Below are 13,615 nucleotides of genomic sequence, written 5' to 3'. Positions count from 1 at the left end.
TATTTCCATTCCTAACATTAAAATATACCGAATTTTACGTAAAACTGTCAAAATAACCAAACATTAGATTTCACATCTGTAAATACTCTGGTAAAATAAAATGTATATAGATAGGTTGGATAAACCAACCATATCTGGGATGAAAGGATTAGGGTGAACGGTGAAGAGGCCTGGGTCAAAAGCTTCCCTCACCCATTTTAAATACCTGCACCAGTATGTGGAATTGGAAATTCATACCCCTTTTTAAGTAATTGACACGTCTGGGAATGGTTGGTACTATATTGTCGAGACATATGTCGAAACATGACAGAAAACTTTTGATTGAGGGGAGACAGAAAAATGAAATCTACAGGCATTGTACGTAAAGTGGACGAGCTCGGTCGCGTGGTGATTCCGATCGAACTTCGACGCACACTAGGAATTAACGAAAAGGACGCGTTGGAGATTTATGTGGACGACGACCGCATCGTTCTAAAGAAATATAAGCCCAACATGACTTGCCATGTCACAGGGGAAGTTTCTGATGAGAATATGAAACTGGCAAATGGCAATCTTGTCCTAAGCAAGGAAGGCGCACAGATGCTCCTTCACGAATTACAAGACAACCTTAAATAATATTAGATTAGAGATAAATAAAAAAAGAGACGATTGACTGGTTTCACGAGAGAAAAGACATATGTTAAGCAACCCCTTACTGTTCACAGGCCTGACAGTAAGGGGTTTTTTCAACGTCTTATTCCTCTACATGATAAGCTTGATAAACCTCCCGCTTCGGAATTTTCCTGTCCAGCGCCGCTTGTTTGATGGCATCTTTGTTCTTCATGCCGTCGCTTTCTACATAATGATCGACATGATCAACGACAGAAAGTTCAGCCCACCACTGATGATCCTTCGACTCCACTTCATCAGAACCTTCAATGACGACACAGAACTCTCCACGGACTTGTTCAGTCTGAGCCCAATCGACTAAATCTCCCACTGTTCCCCTGACATATTCCTCATAACGTTTCGAAAGTTCCCGGACTAAGGAAGCTCTTCGATTTCCAAAAACATCGTAGACATGAGCCAGCATTTCCTTCAACCGATGAGGGGATTCATAAAAAATTAACGTGGCTCGAATCGATTGAAGGTCCTCCAACACAGCCGCACGATCTTTCTTTTTCCTTGGAAGGAACCCATAAAAATAAAACTCTTCTGTCGGCAGCCCTGAACCTGCAAGAGCAGGCAAAGCTGCATTCGCTCCAGGAAGAACAACGACCGGGACCTCTACTTCTACAGCTCTTTGAACGAGGTCAGTACCTGGATCTGAAATGCCCGGCATCCCGGCATCACTGACGATTGCGATATTCTGTCCATTCAGTAGTTTCTCTATTAGTTCCGGGCCTTTCGTGTGCTTATTATGTTCATGGTAACTGACAAGGTGTGTAGAAATTTCAAAATGGTTGAGCAGTTTTTTGGAATTCCGTGTATCCTCGGCCCCGATGATCTCCACTTCTTTCAATGTATGGACGGCCCGGAAAGTCATATCCTCCAAATTACCTATAGGGGTAGGTACGATATATAATGTCCCCCGATCATGACTCATAAAACTCTTTTGTACATTCATTCGTGCTCACCCCTTCCTTATTTCGTTCAATCCAACGCTCTTTTTCCTTACGTGTCATTCGTTTCAAACGGTACTCCTGCTGAAGGGCCTCGGATTTGGTACGATAAATCGCAAAAGCTTCCAGCAGGAGCGGACCTCTTCCTCTCGTATACTTCGCGCCTTTTCCGCTCCGATGTTTTTCCAATCTAGCCTCTAAATCATTCGTATAACCGGTATAGAGCGTATCGTCCTTACATTTGAGCATGTACACATAATGGTTATTCTCCATAAAGAATTTCCCTTAATTCACCCGTGTATTCATCCTCTGGTGTGAGCGCGTACAATGGGGGAAGGATTTTTAAACCTGGTTTTCCATCCCGCACACCTTCAATCAGCAGAATATTCGCCTCTTTTCCTTCTTTCGGATAGACGAGCCTCATCCGTTTCGGCTCCAGCTTGTATGTCTTGAATAACTGGATAATTTCAACCAGGCGTTCAGGACGATGGACCATGGATACCTTCCCCCCTGATTTTGCTAGGCGGCTACATGACTCTATGACATCTTCCAAGCTGCAGTGAATCTCATGCCTGGCGATTGCCAAATGCTCATTCAAATTTTGTTCGTCCGCTTTTGGTGTTGGAAAATACGGAGGGTTGCATGTGACAAGATCAAATTTATCATTGCCATAATAGGCAGGCATATCTTTTAGATCTCCTCGAATCATATCCAATTGATCTTCCAGTTGATTCAACTGAATGTTTCGCATAGCCATATTGTAAAGCCGCTCCTGGATTTCAACGCCTGTGATCGGGACCTTGGACCGTGTAGATAAAAATAGCGGCACCACACCGTTTCCGGTACATAAATCAAGAATTTTGCCTCGTGTTTTAGGCACGTAGGTAAAGTCAGCGAGCAATACAGCATCTAATGAAAAGGCAAACACACTCGGGCTCTGTATAATCCGCATATTCTCTTTCGCTAATAAAAAATCAATTCGTTCATCTCCATATAATTGAACCATTTCTGCGTTCCTTTCTTCCGTGAAATTCTCCGGTACGGTACCTTACCTTTCTTTACTTTGGCGGTTTCGTTGCTCATATATAGCGGAATGAGTGCTTGGAAACCGTTGTTGAGTTCCCTCGATCTCCGCTCATCGGGGTCTCATCTGAAACTCTATACCCGCAGGAATCTCGCAGTTTCCCAGAACTCATACTACTGGTAGAGGAACGATGCCTTACTGCACGATTGCTCGTACAGAGCATCATTAATATTCAGAAAGCTGCCATGGAACATGCAACAAAGAAAATTCCGTGATAATCTTCCGGCCCTCGTCCACTTAAACCTTCACGGAACTTATGTCCCCCGTCTTCCTCTACATATATATTCCACAACCCCCGTTTGATATAAAGAGAGCCCTTCCTCGGACGAGCAAGGAAAGGCTTGGACCTGGAATTATTTCTTTTTGTTCAAGAAAGATAAGCAAAAGAGACAATCTTCATCTCTTGGACTTCCAAAATGGAGGTTGCAAATGTGAAAACCTTCTTCGTAAAGCCTCGCGAGATTATCATAGCCTTCACCGACGACTGCTCCTTTGTCCTGTTTGGAATCCTGGGAAGACTGCTCTTTTTCATTCTCTTTCTCCAACCGTTGTCGCAAGTGATGATTTTCAAGCGATAAATGCTGGTTTTCCTCTAAAAGGTAAGCCAGCTGTTTTTTCAAATCGCCAAGCTGTTCATAAAGCTCACCGATCTGACTTTCAAAATGGGATACTTGTTCAAATATGGCTTTCTTGTTCACGCTCGACTCCACCCTTTATTCTGAGGCTTCGGTTTGAAGAACTCCCTCATCGATCAGCTCCTGAAGAGAATACTCAAGGACACGTTCCTGGTCGCGGAATTCAATCTGCACCATACGCTCCAACATGTTCAGGCCGACAACTTTTCCTTTACCGAAAGATGTTGCAATGCTCTCGCCGAGGTCAGGAAGCTCTTTCTTCGCATTTTCATAATCATCATTTTCATACTTGAGACAACACATTAAGCGGCCGCAAAGGCCTGATATTTTCGCTGGGTTCAAGGATAGATTTTGATCCTTGGCCATTTTTATTGAAACAGGTTCGAAATCACCTAAAAACGTTGAACAGCAAAGCATTCGTCCACATGGACCGATTCCTCCGAGCATTTTTGCCTCGTCCCTGACACCAATCTGGCGCAGTTCAATCCTCGTCTTGAAAACTGATGCAAGATCTTTAACTAAGGTACGGAAGTCCACGCGGCCATCTGCTGTAAAGTAGAAGATGACTTTGTTACGATCAAACGTATATTCGACATCCACAAGATTCATGTCCAATTTATGTTCACGGATTTTCTTTTCGCAAACCCGGTAAGCTTCTGCGGCGTTGTCTTTGTTTTCATCCACCGTCACTTTATCTTTATCATCTGCCATACGGATGACTTTTTTAAGAGGTAAAACAACGTCTTCTTCATCTATGGATTTGTTAGCAATGACAACTTTTCCGAATTCGATCCCGCGTACGGTTTCGACGATGACATAATCATCGGTCGTCATCCGCAGTCCCCCCGGATCGAAATAATATACCTTACCCGCCTGCTTAAATCGGACACCTACAACTTCGATCATTCGATCATCACCTCTGTAGTTGAAGGGTAAGTTGTTCCATCACTAAATTAGGATGGACATTTTGATTTATCTTTCGTTTCGCCTCAAGAATATCCTTCAAACTGCGCGCTGCCGACTGTCTTGACCATCGCATGGCCGCCTGGTTCAGCTTTTCTCTCTCTTTTATGAAGATAATTGATTCTTCCCGGTCCAAAAGTTGGTTAATAATGTCCTGATACCAGAGCATAAGTACATCCAGACCACGCTGCAGCTGCGTTCGTTCTTTAAAATGAGGCATCCACTGATGGTTGATAAACAAAAGTCCTTCATTTGGTTTATTTTGAAGCACTTCAATTAATTGTATCACTAGTTTTCGCACATTCGCAAACCACTCATCTTCATTCATGGCCAGTGCTTCTGTCAAATTATTCGTTAACGCTGATAGAAGCCGGGCGTTCGACTCTGAAACATTTTCTTCGACAAGCCTTTCCCTTATCCGTACAGCGTTCAACGGTTGAAACGCAAGCAGTTGACACCGGGATCGGATCGTATCGAGAATGGTCGGTCCACTTTCCGTGAGTAACATCGCCGTGGTCTGCTGACTAGGTTCCTCAAGAAATTTCAGCAACCGGTTGGAAGCATTGACAGTCATCTTGTCTGCATCTACAATAATGTAAACTTTTCGGTTTGACTCAAGACCTGTATACGTAAATTCTTTTTGTAAATGGAGGATCTGTTCCTTTTTGATCGACTGTCCCTCAGGCTCGATCCAGTGCAGGTCGGGATGATTCCCTGAATCAATTCGCTTGCAGTCCCTGCAATTTTGACAAGGTTCTGCTCCGTCCCGGTGTTTACAGAAAATACTTTTTGCAAACAGGATGCTCATCTCCCGTTTTCCTGTTCCCCGGTTTCCCTGGAACAAATAGGCATGTGAAATCCGCCCCTTTTTAAAACTGTTCATGAGCATTTGAGCAGCAAGGGGCTGAATGTCTTTCATTTGTGTCCAAGTCTGCATACTACTTCCGTCCTTACGTGTATAAATTAATGAGCAAACCCTTAATTTCACCAATTAGTCCAAGCAAATCGACTGTCCGCTTTTCCTGATCCATCACGGCTTCTGTAAGATCAGCAAGCTTCTCATCAACCGACTCCACAATCGTCAATTTACGGGTCTGCCCTTGAGCGTTCCAACTATGAGAGTGTTTTAAATTCATCCCATATTGAACAGATTCTTTCACAAAGTCTTTTATGAGACGTTTGTATTTGGCTAGGTCACGGAAAGACCTTGCCCTTGCTACCCGCTCCCCCTGAGCCGTGATACTTTCCATCAGCCGGTTCAATTGAGCTTCCTGAAGTTTTCGACTTTGGGATTGAACCATCGCATCGAAACCCGGCTTTCCATTCATCTGATGAGGGGTCTGTTTTTTCGTACCGTCCATCTGTGTCCGTATGTCCTGACTGATTTTCATACTTGCACCCCTTCTGAGTTAAAACTGAAAAAAGGAATCTACCGGCAAGATGAAAACAGTGGCTCCTCCTACCTCGACCTTTACTGGTTTTGGAATGTAAGAATCTGCATTGCCTCCCATAGGCGAGATCGGGGCGACCATCTGTTCACGCTGGCTGCAGTTGTCTCTAATGATATCGAGAGCATCATCCACTTCATCATCACCGCAACCGATCATGAAGGTCGTATTTCCCTCTCTTAAGAAACCACCCGTTGTCGATAGTTTCGTCGTTTTGAAGTCATTTTCAGCTAAGGCATCCGTCAATCGGCTGCTATCTTTATCCTGAACGACCGCAATGATCATTTTCATGCCATTATACCCTCCTGTTGGGTGTTTTCTCCTATTATAACAAATCGGCCGATAGTTATGACGTCAAATAGGCATGCAGAACACGGGAAGCCTCCTGCCTCACCAAATCAAAATCCTGGTCGGCATTGATCACCTGTATGCGTTCCTTATTCTGGGAAGCCAATTGGTGATATGCTTCGTAAACTTTCTGGTGAAAGTCAATATGTTCAAGGTCAAGACGATTTTTTTCTCTTCCTTGGTTTTCAGCAATTCTTTCAAGTCCTCTTTCCGGCTTAATATCAAATAGAAGTGTTATGTCCGGCATATAATCATCAATAGCAAAGGCATTAATGTTAAACACTTCCTCCATGCCAAGCCCCCGGGCGGCACCCTGGTAGGCAAGACTCGAATCTAAAAAGCGATCGCAGAGAACGATTTTTCCTTCTTTTAATGCAGGAATGACTTTCTCTACTAGGTGCTGCCTGCGTGCGGCCGCATAAAGCAGAGCCTCTGTTCTTCCATCCATTTCTGTATGGGAAGGATCAAGAATCACTTCTCTAATCTTCTCCGCAATACGTATACCACCGGGTTCCCTCGTTTCAAGGACGGGATACCCATGTTCCCTTAATTCCTTGCCAACCTCACGTAAAATGGATGACTTACCCGCTCCATCTCCACCTTCGAAACTTACAAACAAACCTTTCACAATCTATTCTCCTTTAAAAACAAGAACTCCTTCGTCCATGCCTGTATTTTGAAAATGTGCCCCCTGATCCATTAAAGCGAGCACTTGATCGATCCGTTTCTCATCCATACGTTCTCCCTTCATAATGAAAGGAATCCCGGGAGGATAAGGAATAATCGCTTCAGCTGCTACACAACCTGCAGCTTCTTGCCAATTGACCTTTTCTACGTCCAGTCTCTGCATGTGGGAGTAGCTGTATGCCAGCTCCTGAACAGCCGGGAACTGTATGGAATCCTTTATTATTGTAGCACGGTTCGGTTTCTTTTTTAATTGGGAATCCAAGGTCTTGAGCCGTTCTTCCAATTGGGAGACATCCAGACTTGGAGCAAGCCCAAACACCAATAACACTTGGTCCGTCGTAGCAAGCTCGGGTACAATTCCAACAGACTCAAGAGCTGATGCATAATAAAAGCCCTCTCCTTTATCCACTTCTAAAATCAGCTTCAGCGGATCATTCGTCGTTGTTACGTTCCAATGATGATAGGATAAAAATAACGAGGTTACCTGTTCAATAAAATCAACCAATCGTTCCTTATCCGAATCGTCCCAGGAAGCCAAATAGGCACGGGCTACATCCAGACTTGCCATTAAAGGATAGGAAGGACTGCTGGACTGAAGTATCTGCAAATAGTGACGGATTCTGCCCAAGTTCAAACGGTTCCCATGGATATGGAGATAAGAGGCCATGGTCATCGCTGGTGCCATTTTATGAGCGGATTGAGCCACACCATCTGCTCCTAAAGCAAGGGCAGATGGAGGAAAAGGAGAGCCCAAGTGGAAATGCACACCATGCGCTTCGTCCACTAACAATGGAATGCTGCGCTTATGGACGACATTTGAAATCTTCTCTAGATCGTATGTTCTTCCAAAATAATCGGGATAGGTTAAAAACACTGCTTTACAGTCAGGGTGATCATTCAATGCCTGTTCGATATCTTCTGCACACATAAGGCTGTGACTTCCCGTTTCTTTTTCGAACCTGGGAGAAATAAAAATAGGAGAAGCCCCAGCAAGTTCGATTCCATTCAGGACGGATTTATGGCAATTGCGCTGCACAATCATTTTTTCTCCGGGCCGGCAGGCAGATAAGATCATAGCTAAATTACCGACGGTCGTGCCATTGACTAGAAAGAAAGTATGATCACTATTAAAAAACTCACGGGCCATCTGCTGTGCTTCTTTGATCACGCCCTCAGGTGCGTGGAGATCATCCAGTCCTTCCACTTCAGTAGCATCCAATTCTAATGTAGAACGGAATCCTTCGTGGTATTTTCTATCAAATACTTTTCCATATTTGTGACCGGGCACATGGAAAGATATAGGGTCCTGCTTTTTATTTTGTTTTAGCGCTTCGTACAGAGGCGCATACGTATGTTTCATTGGAAACACCTTCTTCCATGTTCAAGCGTACCTAAAAACCTCTATACAAGCAATGCCAGAGATCCATATAAAAAATCCACCCTCATACGGAGGGTGGATGTGTATTCTTCACAGCTGCTAAACTTGTTTCATTCAAGATGGAATCATTGAACGATGAGCTTTTGCCATACGCTTTACAAAATACTCATACCTCGGATCATCAGCAGGAGTCTCAATCATTTCGTCCTCGCACTGTTCGCAAATAAAGACTCTTAATAGATAAATTCCCTTTTCTGTTTCTTTTTCACATATGCTGCACTGATCTTTCCGGCTCATACATCCCCCTCCTCTCCTTCATCACTACTTCATTACTTTTAGTATCACCCAATCTATCAACTTTATACGTCCATATCATAAAAAAGAAGTTTTATATATTTAAAGGTTTGGTTAACATTTAATGTTGATATTACCAACAAAAAAGACCTCCTTTCGAGCTGTTCACATACAAAAAAACCTCCAGGAATAATCCTGAAGGTTTTCTAAATGACGTGGCGGCGTCCTACTCTCACGGGGGTAAACCCGACTACCATCGGCGCTGAAGAGCTTAACTGCTGTGTTCGGCATGGGAACAGGTGTGACCTCTTCGCCTTCACCACCACATCAATATAAAGTTTGAGGTGAACCCTCAAAACTGGATAAGGAAACATCTTTTTGAAGAAACGCTTTTCACGAACACTATCATTTCGATAGATAAGTCATCGATCCATTAGTATCCGTCAGCTCCACGTGTCACCACGCTTCCACCTCGGACCTATCAACCTCATCGTCTCTGAGGGATCTTATTTGCTTAAAGCAAAGGGAAATCTCATCTCAAGGGGGGCTTCATGCTTAGATGCTTTCAGCACTTATCCCGACCACACGTAGCTACCCAGCGATGCTCCTGGCGGAACAACTGGTACACCAGCGGTGTGTCCATCCCGGTCCTCTCGTACTAAGGACAGCTCCTTTCAAATTTCCAACGCCCACGACGGATAGGGACCGAACTGTCTCACGACGTTCTGAACCCAGCTCGCGTACCGCTTTAATGGGCGAACAGCCCAACCCTTGGGACCGACTACAGCCCCAGGATGCGATGAGCCGACATCGAGGTGCCAAACCTCCCCGTCGATGTGGACTCTTGGGGGAGATAAGCCTGTTATCCCCGGGGTAGCTTTTATCCGTTGAGCGACGGCCCTTCCATGCGGAACCGCCGGATCACTAAGCCCGACTTTCGTCCCTGCTCGACTTGTAGGTCTCGCAGTCAAGCTCCCTTGTGCCTTTACACTCTGCGAATGATTTCCAACCATTCTGAGGGAACCTTTGGGCGCCTCCGTTACCTTTTGGGAGGCGACCGCCCCAGTCAAACTGCCCACCTGACACTGTCTCCGGACCGGATCACGGTCCTGGGTTAGAATGTCCGTACAGCCAGGGTAGTATCCCACCAGCGCCTCCACCGAAGCTAGCGCTCCGGCTTCCAAGGCTCCTACCTATCCTGTACAAGCTGTACCAACATTCAATATCAGGCTACAGTAAAGCTCCACGGGGTCTTTCCGTCCTGTCGCGGGTAATGTGCATCTTCACACATAGTATAATTTCACCGGGTCTCTCGTTGAGACAGTGCCCAAGTCGTTGCACCTTTCGTGCGGGTCGGAACTTACCCGACAAGGAATTTCGCTACCTTAGGACCGTTATAGTTACGGCCGCCGTTTACTGGGGCTTCGGTTCAACGCTTCGCATAAGCTAACGCATCCCCTTAACCTTCCAGCACCGGGCAGGTGTCAGCCCCTATACTTCGCCTTACGGCTTCGCAGAGACCTGTGTTTTTGGTAAACAGTCGCTTGGGCCTTTTCACTGCGGCTCCTCGGCAGAGGAGCACCCCTTCTCCCGAAGTTACGGGGTCATTTTGCCGAGTTCCTTAACGAGAGTTCTCCCGCTCACCTTAGGATCCCTCCTCGCCTACCTGTGTCGGTTTGCGGTACGGGCACCTCTTTCCTCACTAGAGGATTTTCTTGGCAGTGTGAACTCAGGAGCTTCGGTACTATATTTCCCTCCCCATCACAGCTCAACGTTGCCGGACGGATTTGCCTATCCGACCGTCTCACTGCTTGGACGCGCACATCCAGTGGCGCGCTCTCCTTATCCTCCTGCGTCCCCCCGTCGTTCAAACGGAAAGGAGGTGGTACAGGAATATCAACCTGTTGTCCATCGCCTACGCCTTTCGGCCTCGGCTTAGGTCCCGACTAACCCTGAGAGGACGAGCCTTCCTCAGGAAACCTTAGGCATTCGGTGAAAGAGATTCTCACTCTTTTTTCGCTACTCATACCGGCATTCTCACTTCTAAGCGCTCCACCAGTCCTTACGGTCTGACTTCACGGCCCTTAGAACGCTCTCCTACCACTGATCATAAGATCAATCCGCAGCTTCGGTGGTGTGTTTAGCCCCGGTACATTTTCGGCGCAGAGTCACTCGACCAGTGAGCTATTACGCACTCTTTGAATGATGGCTGCTTCTAAGCCAACATCCTGGTTGTCTAAGCAACTCCACATCCTTTTCCACTTAACACACACTTTGGGACCTTAGCTGGCGGTCTGGGCTGTTTCCCTCTCGACCATGAACCTTATCACCCACGGTCTGACTCCCAGAACAAAGTCGATGGCATTCGGAGTTTGACTGAATTCGGTAACCCGATAGGGGCCCCTCGTCCAATCAGTGCTCTACCTCCATGACTTTCTATTCTGAGGCTAGCCCTAAAGCTATTTCGGAGAGAACCAGCTATCTCCGTGTTCGATTGGCATTTCACCCCTACCCACACCTCATCCCCGTAATTTTCAACTTACGTGGGTTCGGGCCTCCAGTCAGTGTTACCTGACCTTCACCCTGGACATGGGTAGATCACACGGTTTCGGGTCTACGACCGCATACTCACTCGCCCTATTCAGACTCGCTTTCGCTGCGGCTCCGCTTCTGCTGCTTAACCTCGCATACGGTCGTAACTCGCCGGTTCATTCTACAAAAGGCACGCCGTCACCCATTAACGGGCTCCGACTACTTGTAGGCACACGGTTTCAGGTTCTCTTTCACTCCCCTTCCGGGGTGCTTTTCACCTTTCCCTCACGGTACTGGTTCACTATCGGTCACTAGGGAGTATTTAGCCTTGGGAGATGGTCCTCCCGGATTCCGACGGAATTCCTCGTGTTCCGCCGTACTCAGGATCCACTCCGGAGAGAGAAAGATTTCGACTACAGGGCTGTTACCTGCTCTGGCTGATCGTTCCAGATCGATTCATCTATCTTTCTCTTTGGTAACTCCAATGGAGTGTCCTACAACCCCAGAAAGCAAGCTTTCTGGTTTGGGCTGATTCCGTTTCGCTCGCCGCTACTTGGGAAATCGCATTTGCTTTCTCTTCCTCCGGGTACTTAGATGTTTCAGTTCCCCGGGTGTGCCTTCCTATACCTATGGATTCAGTATAGGATGCTGTCCCATTACGAACAGCGGGTTTCCCCATTCGGAAATCTCCGGTTCAAAGCCTACTTACGGCTCGCCGGAGCATATCGGTGTTAGTCCCGTCCTTCATCGGCTCCTAGTACCAAGGCATCCACCGTGCGCCCTTATTCACTTAACTATCTTCGTGAAAAGACGTTTACAATTTCAATTAGATGTCTTGTCATCAATTGCCTCATCGTTAGATGAAACAATGATTCCTTATCCAGTTTTCAAGGTTCACAAGTTGAAAGATTCTTTGATCTCTCAAAACTGAACAACCAACACAGTACGTTTCCGTAATATCCTTAGAAAGGAGGTGATCCAGCCGCACCTTCCGATACGGCTACCTTGTTACGACTTCACCCCAATCATTGGCCCCACCTTCGGCGGCTGGCTCCATAAAGGTTACCTCACCGACTTCGGGTGTTGCCAACTCTCGTGGTGTGACGGGCGGTGTGTACAAGGCCCGGGAACGTATTCACCGCGGCATGCTGATCCGCGATTACTAGCGATTCCGGCTTCATGCAGGCGAGTTGCAGCCTGCAATCCGAACTGAGAATGGTTTTATGGGATTTGCTACACCTCGCGGCTTCGCTGCCCTTTGTACCATCCATTGTAGCACGTGTGTAGCCCAGGTCATAAGGGGCATGATGATTTGACGTCATCCCCGCCTTCCTCCGGTTTGTCACCGGCAGTCACCTTAGAGTGCCCAACTGAATGCTGGCAACTAAGATTAGGGGTTGCGCTCGTTGCGGGACTTAACCCAACATCTCACGACACGAGCTGACGACAACCATGCACCACCTGTCACTTGGTCCCCGAAGGGAAATCCCTATCTCTAGGGAGGTCCAAGGATGTCAAGACCTGGTAAGGTTCTTCGCGTTGCTTCGAATTAAACCACATGCTCCACCGCTTGTGCGGGCCCCCGTCAATTCCTTTGAGTTTCAGCCTTGCGGCCGTACTCCCCAGGCGGAGTGCTTAATGCGTTAACTTCAGCACTAAGGGGTGGAAGCCCCCTAACACCTAGCACTCATCGTTTACGGCGTGGACTACCAGGGTATCTAATCCTGTTTGCTACCCACGCTTTCGCACCTCAGCGTCAGAAACAGACCAGAGAGTCGCCTTCGCCACTGGTGTTCCTCCACATATCTACGCATTTCACCGCTACACGTGGAATTCCACTCTCCTCTTCTGTCCTCAAGTTCCCCAGTTTCCAATGACCCTCCACGGTTGAGCCGTGGGCTTTCACATCAGACTTAAGGAACCGCCTGCGCGCGCTTTACGCCCAATAATTCCGGACAACGCTTGCCCCCTACGTATTACCGCGGCTGCTGGCACGTAGTTAGCCGGGGCTTCCTCGTTAGGTACCGTCAAGGTACCGCTCTATTCGCACGGTACTTGTTCTTCCCTAACAACAGAACTTTACGATCCGAAGACCTTCATCGTTCACGCGGCGTTGCTCCGTCAGACTTTCGTCCATTGCGGAAGATTCCCTACTGCTGCCTCCCGTAGGAGTCTGGGCCGTGTCTCAGTCCCAGTGTGGCCGATCACCCTCTCAGGTCGGCTACGCATCGTCGCCTTGGTGAGCCGTTACCTCACCAACTAGCTAATGCGCCGCGGGCCCATCTGTAAGTGATAGCGAGAAGCCATCTTTCAACTTTCCTTCATGCGAAAGAAAGTATTACCCGGCATTAGCCCCGGTTTCCCGGGGTTATTCCGATCTTACAGGCAGGTTGCCCACGTGTTACTCACCCGTCCGCCGCTCGTTCCACGAGCTTCACCCCGAAGGGATCCGCTCGCTTCCCGCGCTCGACTTGCATGTATTAGGCACGCCGCCAGCGTTCGTCCTGAGCCAGGATCAAACTCTCCATAAAAGTTAAGTTTGACTTGCTCATTTGCACACCGAATGTGCTTTGTTTCAAATCTCTTCTATAAAGAAGAAATGTTTTGACGTACTGGTTGGTTCGTTCAGTTTTCAAAGATCAAAA

Annotated in this window: 12 protein-coding genes and 3 rRNA genes; 1 reads left to right on the top strand and 14 read right to left on the bottom strand. The window is 47.0% G+C overall.

The annotated features are described in order from the left end of the window. The first annotated feature begins 339 nt into the window (after window positions 1-339). Window positions 340-615, top strand: a complete 276-nt coding sequence (locus tag ACXADE_RS00075; protein ID WP_474978537.1) for an AbrB/MazE/SpoVT family DNA-binding domain-containing protein — start codon at window positions 340-342, stop codon at window positions 613-615. Between the two features lie 118 nt (window positions 616-733). Here ACXADE_RS00075 and rsmI read toward each other — a convergent pair whose 3' ends face one another. From rsmI to ACXADE_RS00005, 14 genes are all read right to left on the bottom strand, one after another. Then, window positions 734-1,606 carry a 16S rRNA (cytidine(1402)-2'-O)-methyltransferase gene (rsmI, locus tag ACXADE_RS00070; RefSeq protein WP_474978536.1) on the bottom strand — a complete coding sequence of 291 codons (873 nt, stop codon included), beginning with the start codon at window positions 1,604-1,606 and terminating at the stop codon, window positions 734-736. Beyond that, complete coding sequence (locus ACXADE_RS00065; protein WP_474978535.1) at window positions 1,575-1,874, bottom strand: GIY-YIG nuclease family protein; 300 nt, start codon at window positions 1,872-1,874, stop codon at window positions 1,575-1,577. The genes rsmI and ACXADE_RS00065 overlap by 32 nt, the downstream gene beginning before the upstream one ends. Further along, complete coding sequence (locus tag ACXADE_RS00060) at window positions 1,864-2,607, bottom strand: tRNA1(Val) (adenine(37)-N6)-methyltransferase (protein WP_474978534.1); 744 nt, start codon at window positions 2,605-2,607, stop codon at window positions 1,864-1,866. Before ACXADE_RS00060 ends, ACXADE_RS00065 begins: the two co-directional genes overlap by 11 nt. Window positions 2,608-3,038: 431 nt before the next feature. Further along, window positions 3,039-3,383, bottom strand: a complete 345-nt coding sequence (gene yabA, locus ACXADE_RS00055; RefSeq protein WP_474978533.1) for a DNA replication initiation control protein YabA — start codon at window positions 3,381-3,383, stop codon at window positions 3,039-3,041. Between the two features lie 15 nt (window positions 3,384-3,398). Further along, window positions 3,399-4,226 carry a PSP1 domain-containing protein gene (locus ACXADE_RS00050; RefSeq protein ID WP_146818746.1) on the bottom strand — a complete coding sequence of 276 codons (828 nt, stop codon included), beginning with the start codon at window positions 4,224-4,226 and terminating at the stop codon, window positions 3,399-3,401. 7 nt (window positions 4,227-4,233) lie between these two features. Beyond that, window positions 4,234-5,220: a DNA polymerase III subunit delta' gene (holB, locus tag ACXADE_RS00045; RefSeq protein ID WP_474978532.1), complete on the bottom strand. Its 987-nt coding sequence runs from the start codon at window positions 5,218-5,220 to the stop codon at window positions 4,234-4,236. A 13-nt stretch (window positions 5,221-5,233) separates the two neighbouring features. Next, window positions 5,234-5,674 carry a YaaR family protein gene (locus ACXADE_RS00040; protein WP_474978531.1) on the bottom strand — a complete coding sequence of 147 codons (441 nt, stop codon included), beginning with the start codon at window positions 5,672-5,674 and terminating at the stop codon, window positions 5,234-5,236. 18 nt (window positions 5,675-5,692) lie between these two features. Further along, window positions 5,693-6,022 (bottom strand): cyclic-di-AMP receptor, encoded by a 330-nt coding sequence (locus ACXADE_RS00035; protein WP_474978530.1) that lies wholly within the window; start codon window positions 6,020-6,022, stop codon window positions 5,693-5,695. Between the two features lie 55 nt (window positions 6,023-6,077). Beyond that, window positions 6,078-6,707, bottom strand: a complete 630-nt coding sequence (gene tmk / locus ACXADE_RS00030) for a dTMP kinase (protein WP_474978529.1) — start codon at window positions 6,705-6,707, stop codon at window positions 6,078-6,080. Between the two features lie 3 nt (window positions 6,708-6,710). Then, on the bottom strand, window positions 6,711-8,126 hold the full coding sequence (locus ACXADE_RS00025; protein ID WP_474978528.1) for an aminotransferase class I/II-fold pyridoxal phosphate-dependent enzyme: 1,416 nt from the start codon (window positions 8,124-8,126) through the stop codon (window positions 6,711-6,713). 132 nt (window positions 8,127-8,258) lie between these two features. After that, the gene (locus ACXADE_RS00020) at window positions 8,259-8,441 is read right to left on the bottom strand and encodes a sigma factor G inhibitor Gin (protein ID WP_474978527.1); all 183 of its coding nucleotides are present in this window, start codon (window positions 8,439-8,441) and stop codon (window positions 8,259-8,261) included. Between the two features lie 210 nt (window positions 8,442-8,651). Beyond that, a 5S ribosomal RNA gene (rrf, locus tag ACXADE_RS00015) occupies window positions 8,652-8,765 on the bottom strand. An 86-nt stretch (window positions 8,766-8,851) separates the two neighbouring features. Then, window positions 8,852-11,766: ribosomal RNA gene (locus ACXADE_RS00010) — 23S ribosomal RNA — on the bottom strand. A 170-nt stretch (window positions 11,767-11,936) separates the two neighbouring features. Further along, window positions 11,937-13,501 (bottom strand): 16S ribosomal RNA (locus tag ACXADE_RS00005). The 16S, 23S and 5S rRNA genes sit together here, the layout of an rRNA operon. Window positions 13,502-13,615: the final 114 nt, after the last annotated feature.

It is taken from the genome of Halobacillus sp. ABR2_026 (assembly GCF_056158545.1).
Note: the sequence above shows the minus strand (reverse complement) of the source record. Positions and strands in the feature narration are given on the sequence as shown.